The organism is Pedobacter sp. MC2016-15 (assembly GCF_026239695.1).
In the GTDB taxonomy this organism is placed as follows: domain Bacteria; phylum Bacteroidota; class Bacteroidia; order Sphingobacteriales; family Sphingobacteriaceae; genus Pedobacter.
The window spans coordinates 15,952-30,416 of sequence record NZ_JAPIVS010000004.1 but is presented as its reverse complement, the minus strand read 5'-3'; the positions used below and the strand labels follow the sequence as shown (position 1 = coordinate 30,416).

Here is a 14,465-nt window from a genome sequence, read left to right as displayed (position 1 = left end):
TTTTAATCTTTTATTAGTTTACAGGCTTGCCTGTAGTAGAGTTAAGGTATTTCTGTGCTTCAGGAAGATCTTTCTGGATCTGAGCGATCCTTGTAGCATCTGAAGGGTGAGTACTAAAGAACTCTGAGGGTTTTTGTGCGCCCTGACTTTGTGCCGCCATCCGCTGCCAGAAACCTACAGCTGTTGAAGGATTGTAACCCGCCATAGCCATAAATATGAGTCCTAGGTGATCTGCCTCCAATTCCTGTGTTCTCGAATTAGGCAGCAGATAAAGACCCTGGGCACCAATACCGTAAACTTGGTTGATCACTCCCTGTGTTGCAGCAGACTGACCACCTGTAGCTGCCCCTAAGAGTCCGCCTAAGCCCTGGGCTACGGCAGCTTTAGAAGCTCTTTCAGAAGAGTGGTGCGCAATAGCGTGTGCAATCTCATGGCCCATCACTGTTGCCAGTCCTGAATCATCTTTTGTCACCGGCAAAATACCTGTATACACAGCAACCTTACCACCGGGCATACACCATGCATTTACTTCTTTGCTGTCAATCAGGTTGAACTCCCATTTGAACCCGTCAATCTGCGAGGCATAACCATTGGCATTCATATATCTGGTAACAGCCGCAGCTATCTTCTGACCAATATTCTTTACCCTTACTGCATCTGCATTATTTAAAACCTTGGTTTCAGGAGCTTTGAGCAGTGTTGAATAACTTTGTGCAGCGGCAGTCTGCATTTCGCTCTCATTCACAAAACTTATCCTGTTTCTTCCGGAAAGCGGAACAGTGGAACAACCATAGTTCAGCAAAATCGCTGCAGTAATTCCTGTTAGTATTAACTTCTTCATCAGTATTAATTTAGTTGGTTTTTCATCAGTAAATATTTGTTTTCAGCGGCTATAATTTACGTCAAGTATTTGCTTTGTGAACTATAAGCTGTATGCTAACGCTGCTTCTTTTTAAACAGATATACTTTGGATTCCTTACCTTTGAGTAACCTTTCCAGGTTCTTCTGATGGGTAACCAGGATGAGGACACAAACACACATACTGTATAAAACCTCTGACTTAATTGTAGAGTGCAGTACAAAAACAATTCCCAGTGGAAAAGTAAAACCTGCACAAATAGAACTTAAAGAAACATATTTTGTTACCAGCAAGATCACGACAAAGACAAGAACACAAAGCATCGCTGCCGGAAAGTTAACTGCCAAAATCATTCCAAAAAGTGTCGCCACGCCTTTGCCACCCCTGAAACCGGCGAATATTGGAAATAAGTGGCCCATAACTGCTGTAACGCCCAGAGCCAGTTCATAATTTACAAATTGCGAGGAGTTGTGCGGACCGGTAACTGAAAGCCCAATAAAATAGGCTAGTTTAGTTGCCGTATATCCTTTGGCAATGTCAATCGTCATTACTGCAATACCTGCCTTTTTACCTAATACCCGGAAAGTATTGGTTGCACCTGCATTTCCACTTCCATATTCCCTGACATCAATACCATAAAATGCCTGACCAATCCATACAGCTGTAGGAATTGAACCACAGAGGTAAGCTAAAATAACTGCAGATATAGAAAAGATAGATATCATACCTTCTAATAGGCTTTTAAACTCATGTCTAAACTCTTAACCGAATGCGTAAGCGCTCCCATGGAAATGTAATCAACACCACATTCTGCATATTCCGTTATATTTTCTTCAGTAATTCCACCGGAAGCTTCAGTTACATAACGATGATCTATCAATTTTACGGCAGCACGAAGGTCATCAAAATTGAAGTTGTCCAGCATGATCCTGTTTACCATTCCTTTTTCAAGTACCTGGTTCAGTTCTGCAATATCTCTTACTTCTATCTCAATTTCGAGTTGCCTGCCCTGATCGGCCAGGTATTGATTCGCCGCGGAGATCGCATTGGTAATACCACCAGCATAATCTACATGGTTATCTTTGATGAGTATCATATCGTACAAACCTATTCTGTGGTTAACACCCCCACCTATACGTACAGCCCATTTTTCAAGGTATCGTAGTCCGGGAGTAGTTTTGCGGGTATCAAGCAGTTTGGTTGGAAAGTTATCCAGTAACTTTACAATGCGGTTGGTTTTAGTTGCAATGCCGCTCATCCGTTGCATACAGTTCAACACTAATCTCTCCGCCAGTAATATTGAATGGGTACTGCCTTCAACTGTAAATGCGATATCCCCATAGCTGACAGTCTCTCCATCAGTGATGAAAATTTCTGTTTGAAGGTTTGCATCTATCTGATTAAAGATTTCAATCGCCAGTTCTACTCCGGCCAGGATTCCAGGCTCTTTAACCAATAATTTTGCTTTACCGGTTGCGCCGGCAGGTATGGTAGAAAGTGATGTATGATCCCCATCACCGAGATCTTCAGCAATGGCATTCTTTATAAACAGGTCTATTAATTTCTTATCCAAAACTAGTATTTTAGATCAAAAATAGCATTTTTAACATAAATTAACGTTATTATTTATCCGGCTCAATCCTTAATTCCGTGATGAAAAAGGTATTTGACGTTTTTTTCAGTGTCACAGCAACCCTGAATTTGCCATTCTTAGTGTTGAGCGCAAGGATACCAAAGCGGTAATTTGGATTGGTATTTATCAGGTGAACCACAGCAGAACTCAGTGGCTGATTTTTAGTAAAAAATTCTCTCAGTATTTGTTCAGCCTGTGCTTTAGGATACACATCTTCTTCCTGGTTTACACCTAATTCTACCGAAGACGAGAAATTTTTACTGATCTCCTTTGAATTTGCGGACTTGAACAATGCAGATAAAGTATCTACAATATCGCCCTGAAAGGCCATAGCACTACATATCTGTGTCAATATCAACAGTACCGGAAGTAATGGTCTTATCATACTCTAAAGATAACAATAAATTTGCACACAAATTATGCCATTAAGAGATCATAAAATTCAATTAGATTATTGATCAAACACCAATAGGACTATATTTGTTAGGTTTTAAAAACCGGCGAAATATCAATACTATTCAAATGGACAATAAAAAAGTGATGCTCCTCATTCTGGACGGGTGGGGTTACGGAAAACAGGATAAATCAGATGCAGCATACGCAGCAAACACCCCTTTCTTTGATTCCCTGCTTCAGCAATACCCCAACTCCAAACTTGAAGCTTCAGGTGAGGCCGTAGGCTTGCCTGCAGGACAAATGGGAAACTCTGAAGTTGGCCACATGAATCTTGGAGCAGGCAGAGTGGTATATCAGGAACTCGGCCGTATCAATAAAGCGATCAGCGATGGATCCATCAAAACAAATACAACATTATCTGATGCATTTGAATATGCAAAAGTGAATCAAAAAGCTGTTCACTTTATCGGACTGGTATCTGATGGTGGTGTACATGCCCATATCAATCATTTAAAAGGTTTGTGCGATGCCGCTAATGAAAATGGTCTTAAAGATGTCTTTATTCACGGCTTTTTGGATGGCAGGGATACAGATCCTAATTCTGGTCTTGGCTTTATCAAAGACCTTGACCAGCACCTGAAAACCTCTACCGGAAAAATTGCAAGTTTAATTGGGCGCTACTATGCCATGGACAGAGACTCACGCTGGGAACGTGTAAAACAGGCATACGATGTAATGACAAAAGGTATCGGCGAGCATACGGCAGATCCTGTTGCTGCGATCGAAAAATCCTATGCCGAAGGTATCACTGATGAGTTTGTGAAACCTATCGTGGTTACAGAAAATGGTCAGGCGGTTGCTACAATTCAACCGGATGATGTGGTCATTTGCTTCAACTACAGAACTGACAGGGGACGTGAAATTACTGCCGCCCTTACACAGAATGATTATCCGGACGTAGATATGCACAAATTGCCATTGTACTATGTGACAATGACCAGTTATGATGATAACTTCGAGAACGTAAAAGTGATCTTTACCAAGGATGACTTAAGTGAAACTCTGGGCGAGATCCTGGAGAAAAATCATAAACATCAGATCCGAATCGCCGAAACTGAAAAGTATCCTCACGTAACTTTCTTCTTCTCTGGTGGCAGAGAGCAGGCTTTTGCAGATGAAAAAAGGATTATGATTCCTTCTCCAAAGGTTGCTACCTATGATTTACAACCAGAGATGAGCGCACAGGGCATAACTGATGCCATCATCCCGGAACTGGAGTCGGGCTGGGCAGATTTTATCTGTCTGAACTTTGCGAATCCTGATATGGTGGGTCATACCGGAGTATTTGAAGCAGTAGTTAAAGCTGTAGAAACTGCCGACCGCTGTGCCCAGGCTGTGGTTACCAAAGGTCTTGAAAATGGTTATTCATTTATCATTCTGGCAGATCACGGAAACTCCGAATATATGGTCAATGGTGACGGTTCTGTAAACACTGCACATACAACAAACCTGGTTCCATGTATTCTTGTTGGCACAGATTATACGAGCATTGCTGATGGAAAACTAGGGGATGTTGCGCCTACAATTCTTAAGATTATGGGTATAGAAAAACCTGCGATCATGACAGGAAAGGCCCTGGTATAATGAGGAATTCTTTATTCCTCTTCCTAATTGTTTTGTTTTTGGGGAGTTGTGATTCTGCAGCTCCCAAAAAACAAAATTCCGCCTCTCCCTACTTCGATCTGAAAGGCTTCATGGAGAAGGAAGTAAAACACCTCCAAAAGCTAAATCCCGAGATTGATAAAGCGGTAATGGTGAATGATTCTGAAGAGCATAAAAAAATAAAAATCAGCGACTGGCAGAAAGAACTATCTGCATTTTCTGATGCAGATATCAATAAGTCGGCCTGGCAAGGTCTGTTCAGCCGCCAAAAGAATGCAACAGAAGATACTTATACTTCTGATAATGATAAGGTAGCAGTAAAGTCTTTAACGATACAGTACAAGGATCACAGGATCTTCAAAATCCAGATTCTGATGAGTAATTCCAATACACTCTACACTTCTAGAGATACCCTTTCGTATTTTCCTGATAGCCTGTATGAGATCAGGAAAACGCAACATATCAAGCTGCTGAACCAAAAGAGTTACCGGATTACCGGGAGATTTATTTTTTAAATAAAAAAGGGTGCTCCAAATGAAGCACCCTTTTTTATTTTCATCTCAGTTTATTTTAAACTCGAGATTTGTGCTTTTACATAATCGATAAGCGAAATGATATCTTTTCGTAGCGGCTGAACGATCAGTACTTTCTGAAAATCAGCTACTGAACTGTTAAAGATGGCAATACAAGCTTCCTTATCAGCTTTTTTCTTGATCTTATAGGATTTATAAATTGCATAATCTTTATATGCCAAACCCCTGTTTTGTAACAGTTGAGTGTCTTCTTCGCCATTGATCTCTATTGCCTTCGTAAAATCTTTGATAGCCGATAAATAAAAGGTCTCGCGCATCTGATTTAAAGATTCCTTAGGATCATTCGCTATGTTTTGTCTGGCCTTTCCCCTGTAATAGTAGGCAGAATAATCTGAAGGTTTAACAGTAATCAGACGACTGTAAGTCTCGATGGAACTTTCGAAGTTACCACATTGAAAATAAGAATAACCGAGCATCTTTAATACACTTGGGCTGTTTGGGCTTTTGGAGTCGGCTTTTTCCAATTGAGCCACAGCTCCTTTGTAATCGCCTTTCATCATTGCCTGCATCCCTAACTTATCATAACTTCCACTTTGAGCAAAGCTGATTTGAGCACTAATAACTAAAAGTAATACAAGCGTTTTTTTAATGTAATTCATCAAGTTTTATTTAATAACAAATAAAGATATAAAATCATAGCCGATTAGCTAAAGGTAAAATATCATTTATAAATATTCAATGGGTTAACGCTAAAAATGATAAAATATGATAGTCACGCCAATTTTATTTTATAATCCTGCCTTTTTAACAGACAAAACACGATATTGAAGTTTTGGCATAACTGTTGAAATTATACACAATTGTATATAATTAATATTTTTGAAACGGCACACTGTCACATTGTCGTTTTTTATTTAGAAAGGCCTGTTTAATGAGTATAAAAGATCAGTTTGATTTTGGCAATGCACTACCCATCATAAATGAAGATACGGAATTTTTTCCATTAATGTCCCAACAAGATGAAGATGAGATGAATAACGAGGAAACACCGGATATATTAGCCATTCTTCCGCTTAGAAATACCGTATTGTTTCCAGGAGTTGTTATTCCTATTACAGTTGGCAGGGACAAATCCATAAAATTAATCAAGGAAGCCTACAAAGGTGACAAGATTATTGGGGTAGTCTCTCAACTGGATGTTTCTATCGAAGATCCTACTTTCGAACAGCTGAATAAAGTGGGTACTGTTGCCCATATTATCAAAATGTTGCAGATGCCTGATGGTAATACTACGGTAATCATCCAGGGAAAACAACGTTTCCGCCTGATTGAAGAAGTGCAATCTGAGCCTTATATCAAAGTTACTATCAGCAAATTTAACGAGGCCAAGCATAAAACAGACAAAGAATTCAAAGCACTGGTAGCATCTATAAGGGAGATGTCTTCACAGATCATCCAGCTATCTCCAAATATTCCCAGTGAGGCCGCAATGGCACTTAAAAATATTGAAAGCACTTCTTTCCTGATCAATTTCATCTCTTCCAACATGAATGCAGATGTAAAGGATAAACAGAAGATGCTGGAAATGGAGAACCTGAGGGCGAGAGCCATGATGGTAATGGAGTTGCTGACACTGGAACTGCAGATGATGGAGCTCAAAAACCAGATTCAGTCCAAAGTGCGCACAGATCTTGATAAACAGCAGAGGGATTACTTTCTGAATCAGCAACTGAAAACTATCCAGGAAGAACTGGGAGGTAATTCATCGGATCTGGAATATGAAGCGCTGGAAGCCCGTGCCAAAAAGAAAAAATGGTCCGTACAGGTTAAAGCTCATTTCAGTAAAGAATTGGAGAAGCTTGGAAGGATGAACCCTGCAGCACCGGATTACTCGGTACAAATCAATTACCTGGAACTGCTGCTAGACCTGCCATGGAATGAATTTACTAAAGATAATTTCGACCTGAAACGGGCCCAGAAAGTATTGGATAAAGACCATTTCGGATTAGAAAAAGTAAAGCAGCGTATCATTGAATACCTGGCAGTATTAAAGTTAAAAAGGGACATGAAAGCCCCGATCATTTGTCTTGTAGGCCCTCCGGGAGTTGGTAAAACTTCATTGGGCAAGTCTATAGCCAAAGCATTGAACAGAAAATATGTTCGTATGGCACTGGGTGGCATCAGGGATGAAGCAGAAATTCGTGGTCACAGAAAAACTTATATCGGTGCAATGCCGGGCCGTATTATCCAGTCGATCAAAAAAGCAGGCGCCGCTAACCCGGTTTTTGTGCTGGATGAAATCGACAAAGTAGGTTCAGATCATAGAGGAGATCCTTCATCAGCACTGTTAGAGGTACTTGACCCTGAACAAAACAATGCGTTCAATGATCACTATGTGGAGACAGATTACGACTTGTCGAATATCTTGTTTATTGCCACTGCAAATTCTTTGAGTAACATTCAGCCGGCATTGCTCGACAGGATGGAGATCATTGAAGTAAATGGATATACCATTGAAGAAAAAATAGAGATTGCCAAAAAATATTTGCTGCCAAAACAGAAAGAGCAGCACGGCATCAAAACCAAAGATATTGTTCTGAAAAATAACCTGATTGAAAAGGTTATTGAAGATTATACCCGCGAGTCAGGCGTCAGGGGCCTTGAGAAGAAAATCGGATCACTCGTGCGTGGGGTGGCAACAAAAATTGCCATGGAAGAAAGCTACGAAGCTGCACTCAGTCTGGAAGATGTGGAACGTATCCTGGGTGCTCCTGTGTACGACAAAGACCTGTATGAAGGTAATGAAGTTGCGGGTGTAGTTACAGGTTTAGCCTGGACACAGGTTGGCGGTGATATCCTCTTCATAGAAGCAAGCCTGAGCCCGGGAAAAGGAAAACTGACTTTAACCGGAAACCTGGGTGATGTCATGAAGGAATCTGCAGTGATTGCCCTCGCCTACCTCAGAGCGCACGCAGCAGCATTTAACATTGACAACCAATTGTTTGATCTCTGGGATGTGCATGTCCATGTTCCCGCAGGTGCAACGCCTAAAGATGGTCCTTCGGCAGGTATAACCATGCTGACAGCATTAACATCAGCCTTCACCCAGCGTAAGGTGAAATCGAATCTGGCGATGACAGGCGAGATTACGCTCCGTGGTAAGGTATTACCAGTTGGAGGAATCAAAGAAAAAATACTGGCAGCAAAAAGAGCCAACATCAAGGACATCATCCTTTGTAAATCCAACCGTAAGGATATCCTGGAAATCAAAGAAAACTACATTACTGACCTTAATTTCCACTATGTGTCGGAAATGAAAGAAGTAATTGATCTGGCACTGACGAAAGATAAGGTGAAGAATCCACAGGATTTAAGCATCAAACCTAAAGTCGCTTAAACTAATTGCACAGATAAGTTTTAACTCATATCTTTAAAGCTCCGGAATAACCGGGGCTTTTTTTTTGAACTCAACATGAAATATTCCGGTTACGCGCTCCTATTGTCAGTACTGTTCTTATCTCTTTCTGCCCAATCCCAAACTTATAAAAATGAGCTGGGCCTGAGAAGCGACAATGATTCATATCTTGGACAGGGATCCGATCGCTACTATACCAACGGACTATTCTTTAACTTCCGCCATGCACTGGATCAGCAAAAGCTGCCTGAGGGACTCGAAAAAAAGACATATGAGATCTCACTGGGACAAAAGATGTACAACCCCTATTCCGGAGATGCACCAAACCCTGCAACTCAGGACCGCCCATTTGCTGGCTACCTCTATGCTGAAGCGGCTATGAATTGGTTCTACAGCAATGAAAGCATCATCAAAACCTCAGCACAGATAGGAACAACAGGCAAGAACTCTCTTGGCGAAGCAGGCCAAAAGCTATTGCACCGTACCTTTGGATTCTACGACATTGCGGGATGGGACTATCAGATAAAAAATGAACTTGCGCTGAACCTCTCGGGTCAGTATACCAGATTACTGACACGTGCAGCCGGTGATGCTGTCGAATTTTCTTTTGAAGGATATGCTAACCTGGGAACAACTTTCAGCGGTGCCGGCGCAGGAATTCTCTTCAGAACGGGAAGCCTCAACCAACTTTTTAATTCCGCCTACACAAATGCTGTAATCGGCAATCATGCAAAAACAAAAACACTGGTAAAAAGGGAATTTTTCTTTTATGCAAAGCCTCAGCTGAATGTGGTTGCCTATGATGCTACGATCCAGGGAAGCATGTTTAACAATAATAGTCCGGTAACTTTCAGCCAGAAGCCTCTGGTATTTGCACAACAGATCGGAGCAGATTATAGTTCAGCGCGTTTTACAGTAGATTTTAGTGTCATATTCAAAACCAGGGAGATCAAGAGCGCTGCCCGGGCCCATCAATGGGGATCGCTTGGCTTATACTACAGATTCGGCAAAGCTGAATAATGCAGCAGGCTATTAAGCATCCAGACTCGGACGCCTGCGGCTTTCCTTCTTCAGGGCAATAGATTTTTTATCACTTTTCCTTTTCAGGATTACACTGCGGGGTGTGCGTGTAGGTTTTCTCAGTTTATCAACATGAAGTGCCGTACCCAGCAGTGCAATCAGCTTATCCAGCGTTTTTTCTTTATTGACCAGCTGACTGCGGTCTTCCTGTGAAATAACATGTAAGTTCCCCTCCTGATCCAGCCGGTGGGCAAGTTTGTCTGCAAGCAACTGCTTTTCATCAGGGCTAAAAAATTCCACAGAGGCAATATGCATGATCAGTTCCACTTTGCTCGAAACCTTATTTACATTCTGTCCCCCTTTCCCTCCGCTGCGCGAAGTTCTGAAGGAAACACTTTTCACGATTTCTTTTCTGTCAGGTAACATAAAGCAAAAATAATTCTTTCCTTTCAATACGCTGCAAATAAAGCGTGATTAATCTTTTAAAAAAGGGTCAAAAGACTAACTTTGCGCCATATGAGAAAAAATCTGGTTGTTGCGATTGATGGTTATTCTTCCTGCGGTAAAAGTACACTGGCAAAAGCGCTGGCAAAAAAACTGGGCTTCATCTACATAGACAGTGGAGCCATGTACCGCGCGGTAACATTATATTTTTTGCGCAACCATATCGACATGACAAATCATGATGCCATTGTCGATGCCCTGCAGCATATAGAACTGAATTTTCATTCCAGAGATTATGAATCTCACATTACCCTTAACGGTGAAGAGGTATCAGAGGAAATCAGGAAAATGCCGGTATCGGAAAATGTCAGTGAAGTTTCCGCTATTAAGGAAGTACGTACTGAAATGGTCAGACAACAGCAACGTATGGGTAAATCCAAAAATATAGTAATGGATGGCCGCGATATCGGTACTACTGTATTTGCAGATGCACAGGTAAAGTTTTTCATGACTGCCGATCCCAAAATCCGTGCGGAGCGGAGATATAAAGAATTACAAAGCAAAGGCGATACAGAAACATCCCTCGAAGATGTTTTTGAGAATCTTGCCCACCGTGATTATGCAGACACTACCCGCAAGGAAAGTCCGCTGGTACGTGCTGAAGATGCCATCATTCTGGACAATACTGATATTACACAGGAGGAACAACTGCAATTTGCGCTGAACAAGGTTACACCACATTTGACACCTCAGGATTAGCCTGCACTTCATCTTCAAATCAAACGTTTTGTCATCTGAATTCAAGCTTATACCGGGCAAGCAGTTCAAAATCAACAACATTTATTAAAATATTCTTTCAATAAAAAGATTATTTTCTATCTTTGCAGTCCCTAAAGGGAAAAGGAGATTAAATGATTAATGGCAAAAAAACAAGTAGCAGAAAAAGAACTAGAGGCTAAAAAAGCCGAATTACAAGGTGCAGACGCCCGTCTCACTGAAAGAGAAACTATTGAATCAGAAGCTGATTCTTTATCGATCGAGCAGATCAAATCATCTTTAGCAACACCAGATCAGGATTTTGACTGGGATGCAGACGACAAAGCTTTCGGAAAATACTCTGACGAAGACCGTAAAAAGTTTGAAGACATGTATACCGATACTTTCAATCAAATCAACCAGGGTGAAATCATTAGCGGTATCGTTGTATCAATCAACAACAAAGACGTAGTATTAAACGTAGGATTTAAATCTGACGGTTTAGTATCAACTTCTGAGTTCCGTGATACTCCTGATTTGAAGATTGGCGATACAGTTGATGTATTCGTAGAAGCTCCTGAAGATGCAAATGGTCAATTGATTTTATCTCGTAAAAGAGCTAAAACGCAAAGATCATGGGAATCTATCAACGAAGCCCTTGACAATGACAGAATCATCAACGGATTTGTTAAAAGCCGTACTAAAGGTGGTCTTATCGTTGACATCATGGGTGTTGAAGCATTCTTACCTGGTTCTCAGATCGACATCAAACCGATCCGTGATTACGATGTTTATGTAGGTAAAACAATGGAATTCAAAGTTGTGAAAATCAACCACGAATTTAAAAACGTTGTAGTATCGCACAAAATCTTAATCGAAGACGATTTAGAAAGTCAAAAAGTTGAGATCGTATCTAAACTTGAAAAAGGTCAGGTACTTGAAGGTACTGTTAAAAACATTACTGACTTCGGTGTATTCATCGATTTAGGTGGTGTTGATGGTTTACTTCACATTACTGATATTTCTTGGGGCCGCATAGAGCATCCGAAAGAAGTATTGAGCTTAGACGAGAAAATCAATGTAGTTGTTCTTGACTTTGATGACGAGAAAAAACGTATTGCTTTAGGCTTGAAACAATTGACTCCACACCCTTGGGAAAGTTTAGATACTAACCTTGTTGTTGGATCTAAAGTTAAAGGTAAAATCGTTACTGTAGCTGATTACGGTGCATTCTTAGAAATCATTCCTGGCGTTGAAGGTTTAATTCACGTTTCAGAAATGTCTTGGTCACAAAACTTACGCAGTCCACAGGAATTCCTTAAAGTTAGCGATGAAATCGAAGCTGAAGTATTAACTTTAGACCGCGATGAACGCAAAATGAGCTTAGGTATTAAGCAATTAACTCAGGATCCTTGGCAAAATGTTGCTGAAAGATATCCTATCGGAAGCAAACATACTGCTGTAGTTAAAAACATGACTAACTTCGGTGTATTCGTGGAAATTGAAGAAGGTATTGATGGTTTAATCCATATTTCTGATCTTTCATGGTCTAAAAAAGTTAACCACCCTAACGAATTCACTAAAGTTGGTGATACATTAGACGTAGTTGTTTTAGAATTAGACGTTGATAGCCGTAAATTAAGCTTAGGTCATAAACAATTAGAAGAAAACCCTTGGGATACTTTTGAAACTATCTTCACGTTAGATTCAATTCACCAGGGAACTGTTGTTAAAGTAACTGATAAAGGCGCTGTTATTGCTTTACCATATGGTGTAGAAGGTTTCGTACCAACTAAACACATGGCTAAAGAAGATGGTACTACTATCAAAGCTGAAGAAACCAATGACTTCAAAATCATTGAATTCAACAAAGATGCTAAACGTATCGTTGTTTCTCACGCCCGTATCTGGGAAGAGGCTAAAGCTGAAGTTGCTGCTGAAGAAAGAGCATCTAAGAAAAAAGAAGCTAAAGCATCCAGCAATGCAGTTAAAAAAGTTAAAGATTCAGTTGAGAAATCAACTCTTGGTGATCTAGGTGTTCTTGCACAATTGAAAGAGCAAATGGAAGGCGAAGAAAGCAAAAACAAAGCTAAATAATCTTAAAGCTTATATATTTGAAAAGCATCCCCTAACCGGGATGCTTTTTTGTTTTCAAATAAATTGTAAATGCATCCCCGTAATTCAATTCGATTTTTTATATTTGCCTAATCAATTTGTCAATGCAAAAAAGAACCCTGCTAGACGGTAAAAAGTTCCAAATCACAATTAAAAGACTTTGTCATCAATTAATTGAGAATCATACCGATTTTTCTAATACCGTACTTATTGGCATTCAACCCCGGGGCAGCTACTTCGCCGATAGGGTAAAACAAGAACTCACTCATATTCTTAAAACTGAAAACATCCGGAAAGGTAATCTTGATATTACTTTTTTCAGAGACGATTTCAGAAGAAAAGACGGAATTGTATCCGCCAGCAGCAATACTATAGATTTCATCATTGAGGGCTGCAACGTCATCCTTATAGATGACGTGTTATGGACCGGCCGCACGATCAGAGCTGCCTTAGATGCACTACTGGCTTATGGCAGACCAGCTAAAGTTGAACTCATGGTCTTAATCGACAGGAGGTTCTCCAGACATGTCCCTATTGAACCGGATTATATCGGACAACAGGTGGATAGCATGGATTCGCAGCTGGTAAAAGTGAGCTGGAAAGAAACCGAAGGTGAAGACAAAGTAATTTTATTATCAGAAAGAAATAAGTAAGAAATGGCAGCAGAAAAACTATCAACACGACATCTTTTAGGCATCAAAGACATCAACCTGAATGATATTGAATTGATTTTTGAAACTGCAGATAATTTTAAGGACGTGATCAACAGACCGATCAAAAGAGTCCCTTCCCTGCGTGATATCACAATCGCCAATATCTTCTTCGAAAATTCTACGCGGACCAAGCTATCTTTTGAACTTGCTGAAAAAAGATTGTCTGCCGACGTGATCAACTTCGCCGCCTCTTCTTCTTCAGTAAGTAAAGGTGAAACGCTGATTGATACCGTAAATAACATCCTGGCCATGAAAGTGGATATGGTGGTGATGCGGCATCCATATGCAGGAGCAGGTGTTTTCCTCAGCAAACATATCAATGCACAGATCGTAAATGCCGGAGATGGTGCTCATGAACATCCTACCCAGGCACTGCTTGATGCCTATTCCATCCGTCAGAAACTTGGCGATGTGAGGGGAAAAAAGGTAGTGATTGTGGGTGATATTTTACACTCCAGGGTAGCGATATCCAACATTCTCTGCCTGCAGAAATTAGGAGCCGAAGTTATGGTTTGCGGACCAACAACTTTAATCCCCAAACATATTGAAGCGCTGGGTGTAAAGGTGGAACACAATCTGATCAAAGCCCTAAACTGGTGCGATGTGGCCAACATGTTGAGGATTCAGATGGAGAGACAGGATATCAAATACTTCCCTTCGCTCAGAGAATATGCGATGATGTATGGTCTGAACAAACAGATTTTGGATAACCTGGATAAAGAGATCATTGTGATGCATCCCGGACCTATTAACAGGGGTGTGGAAATCACAAGTGATGTTGCAGACAGTAAACAATCGATCATCTTAGATCAGGTAGAAAATGGTGTTGCGGTAAGAATGGCCGTACTCTATCTGCTTGCTTCTCAGAGAGATTAACCTCTTTGTAACTTTCCTAATACCAATTTTACAAACTTTACGT

The 14,465-nt window shown here is 40.6% G+C and carries 14 protein-coding genes; 8 read left to right on the top strand and 6 right to left on the bottom strand.

Annotated elements, in window-relative coordinates; genetic code table 11:
• Positions 1 to 13: 13 nt before the first annotated feature.
• The 4 genes from OQY15_RS12720 to OQY15_RS12705 all read right to left on the bottom strand — a co-directional run bounded on the left by OQY15_RS12720 (position 14) and on the right by OQY15_RS12705 (position 2,877).
• Positions 14 to 841 carry a M48 family metallopeptidase gene (locus tag OQY15_RS12720; protein WP_265792142.1) on the bottom strand — a complete coding sequence of 276 codons (828 nt, stop codon included), beginning with the start codon at positions 839 to 841 and terminating at the stop codon, positions 14 to 16.
• Positions 842 to 936: 95 nt separating this feature from the next.
• Positions 937 to 1,584, bottom strand: a complete 648-nt coding sequence (gene plsY, locus OQY15_RS12715; RefSeq protein ID WP_265792141.1) for a glycerol-3-phosphate 1-O-acyltransferase PlsY — start codon at positions 1,582 to 1,584, stop codon at positions 937 to 939.
• A gap of 5 nt (positions 1,585 to 1,589) precedes the next feature.
• Complete coding sequence (gene nadC, locus OQY15_RS12710; protein ID WP_265792140.1) at positions 1,590 to 2,432, bottom strand: carboxylating nicotinate-nucleotide diphosphorylase; 843 nt, start codon at positions 2,430 to 2,432, stop codon at positions 1,590 to 1,592.
• A 49-nt stretch (positions 2,433 to 2,481) separates the two neighbouring features.
• Entirely contained in the window at positions 2,482 to 2,877 is a 396-nt protein-coding gene (locus tag OQY15_RS12705; protein ID WP_265792139.1) for a DUF4783 domain-containing protein, read from the bottom strand.
• A 137-nt stretch (positions 2,878 to 3,014) separates the two neighbouring features.
• On the opposite strand from OQY15_RS12705, the gene gpmI reads away from it, so the two are divergent.
• Both gpmI and OQY15_RS12695 read left to right on the top strand, forming a co-directional pair.
• Positions 3,015 to 4,532, top strand: coding sequence for a 2,3-bisphosphoglycerate-independent phosphoglycerate mutase (gene gpmI, locus OQY15_RS12700; protein WP_265792138.1), 1,518 nt, complete (start codon positions 3,015 to 3,017; stop codon positions 4,530 to 4,532).
• Between the two features lie 110 nt (positions 4,533 to 4,642).
• Positions 4,643 to 5,065: a hypothetical protein gene (locus OQY15_RS12695; protein ID WP_265792137.1), complete on the top strand. Its 423-nt coding sequence runs from the start codon at positions 4,643 to 4,645 to the stop codon at positions 5,063 to 5,065.
• A 50-nt stretch (positions 5,066 to 5,115) separates the two neighbouring features.
• Here OQY15_RS12695 and OQY15_RS12690 read toward each other — a convergent pair whose 3' ends face one another.
• Positions 5,116 to 5,742, bottom strand: a complete 627-nt coding sequence (locus tag OQY15_RS12690; protein WP_265792136.1) for a tetratricopeptide repeat protein — start codon at positions 5,740 to 5,742, stop codon at positions 5,116 to 5,118.
• 272 nt (positions 5,743 to 6,014) lie between these two features.
• Here OQY15_RS12690 and lon point away from each other — a divergent pair, with 272 nt between their 5' ends.
• Complete coding sequence (lon, locus tag OQY15_RS12685; protein WP_265792135.1) at positions 6,015 to 8,480, top strand: endopeptidase La; 2,466 nt, start codon at positions 6,015 to 6,017, stop codon at positions 8,478 to 8,480.
• Positions 8,481 to 8,555: 75 nt separating this feature from the next.
• Positions 8,556 to 9,518 carry a lipid A deacylase LpxR family protein gene (locus OQY15_RS12680; RefSeq protein ID WP_265792134.1) on the top strand — a complete coding sequence of 321 codons (963 nt, stop codon included), beginning with the start codon at positions 8,556 to 8,558 and terminating at the stop codon, positions 9,516 to 9,518.
• A 12-nt stretch (positions 9,519 to 9,530) separates the two neighbouring features.
• Here OQY15_RS12680 and OQY15_RS12675 read toward each other — a convergent pair whose 3' ends face one another.
• The gene (locus OQY15_RS12675; RefSeq protein WP_265792133.1) at positions 9,531 to 9,944 is read right to left on the bottom strand and encodes a peptide chain release factor-like protein; all 414 of its coding nucleotides are present in this window, start codon (positions 9,942 to 9,944) and stop codon (positions 9,531 to 9,533) included.
• A 90-nt stretch (positions 9,945 to 10,034) separates the two neighbouring features.
• Between OQY15_RS12675 and cmk the strand changes: the two genes are divergently transcribed.
• From cmk to OQY15_RS12655, 4 genes are all read left to right on the top strand, one after another.
• Positions 10,035 to 10,721 (top strand): (d)CMP kinase, encoded by a 687-nt coding sequence (gene cmk / locus OQY15_RS12670; protein ID WP_265792132.1) that lies wholly within the window; start codon positions 10,035 to 10,037, stop codon positions 10,719 to 10,721.
• Between the two features lie 159 nt (positions 10,722 to 10,880).
• Positions 10,881 to 12,815, top strand: coding sequence for a 30S ribosomal protein S1 (gene rpsA, locus OQY15_RS12665; protein ID WP_142529450.1), 1,935 nt, complete (start codon positions 10,881 to 10,883; stop codon positions 12,813 to 12,815).
• 122 nt (positions 12,816 to 12,937) lie between these two features.
• Positions 12,938 to 13,486: a bifunctional pyr operon transcriptional regulator/uracil phosphoribosyltransferase PyrR gene (pyrR, locus tag OQY15_RS12660; protein ID WP_265792131.1), complete on the top strand. Its 549-nt coding sequence runs from the start codon at positions 12,938 to 12,940 to the stop codon at positions 13,484 to 13,486.
• Positions 13,487 to 13,489: 3 nt separating this feature from the next.
• A complete protein-coding gene (locus tag OQY15_RS12655) occupies positions 13,490 to 14,422 on the top strand; it encodes an aspartate carbamoyltransferase catalytic subunit (RefSeq protein ID WP_265792130.1) in 933 nt (310 codons plus the stop codon).
• Positions 14,423 to 14,465 lie beyond the last annotated feature (43 nt).

What these genes read in the sequence shown, in the direction of transcription:
- OQY15_RS12720 (WP_265792142.1), bottom strand. Translation starts at nt 841, where the DNA reads ATGAAGAAGTTAATACTAACAGGAATTACTGCAGCGATTTTGCTGAAC.
- plsY (WP_265792141.1), bottom strand. Translation starts at nt 1,584, where the DNA reads ATGATATCTATCTTTTCTATATCTGCAGTTATTTTAGCTTACCTCTGT.
- OQY15_RS12705 (WP_265792139.1), bottom strand. Translation starts at nt 2,877, where the DNA reads ATGATAAGACCATTACTTCCGGTACTGTTGATATTGACACAGATATGT.
- gpmI (WP_265792138.1), top strand. Translation starts at nt 3,015, where the DNA reads ATGGACAATAAAAAAGTGATGCTCCTCATTCTGGACGGGTGGGGTTAC.
- OQY15_RS12695 (WP_265792137.1), top strand. Translation starts at nt 4,643, where the DNA reads ATGGAGAAGGAAGTAAAACACCTCCAAAAGCTAAATCCCGAGATTGAT.
- OQY15_RS12690 (WP_265792136.1), bottom strand. Translation starts at nt 5,742, where the DNA reads ATGAATTACATTAAAAAAACGCTTGTATTACTTTTAGTTATTAGTGCT.
- lon (WP_265792135.1), top strand. Translation starts at nt 6,015, where the DNA reads ATGAGTATAAAAGATCAGTTTGATTTTGGCAATGCACTACCCATCATA.
- OQY15_RS12680 (WP_265792134.1), top strand. Translation starts at nt 8,556, where the DNA reads ATGAAATATTCCGGTTACGCGCTCCTATTGTCAGTACTGTTCTTATCT.
- OQY15_RS12675 (WP_265792133.1), bottom strand. Translation starts at nt 9,944, where the DNA reads ATGTTACCTGACAGAAAAGAAATCGTGAAAAGTGTTTCCTTCAGAACT.
- cmk (WP_265792132.1), top strand. Translation starts at nt 10,035, where the DNA reads ATGAGAAAAAATCTGGTTGTTGCGATTGATGGTTATTCTTCCTGCGGT.
- rpsA (WP_142529450.1), top strand. Translation starts at nt 10,881, where the DNA reads ATGGCAAAAAAACAAGTAGCAGAAAAAGAACTAGAGGCTAAAAAAGCC.
- pyrR (WP_265792131.1), top strand. Translation starts at nt 12,938, where the DNA reads ATGCAAAAAAGAACCCTGCTAGACGGTAAAAAGTTCCAAATCACAATT.
- OQY15_RS12655 (WP_265792130.1), top strand. Translation starts at nt 13,490, where the DNA reads ATGGCAGCAGAAAAACTATCAACACGACATCTTTTAGGCATCAAAGAC.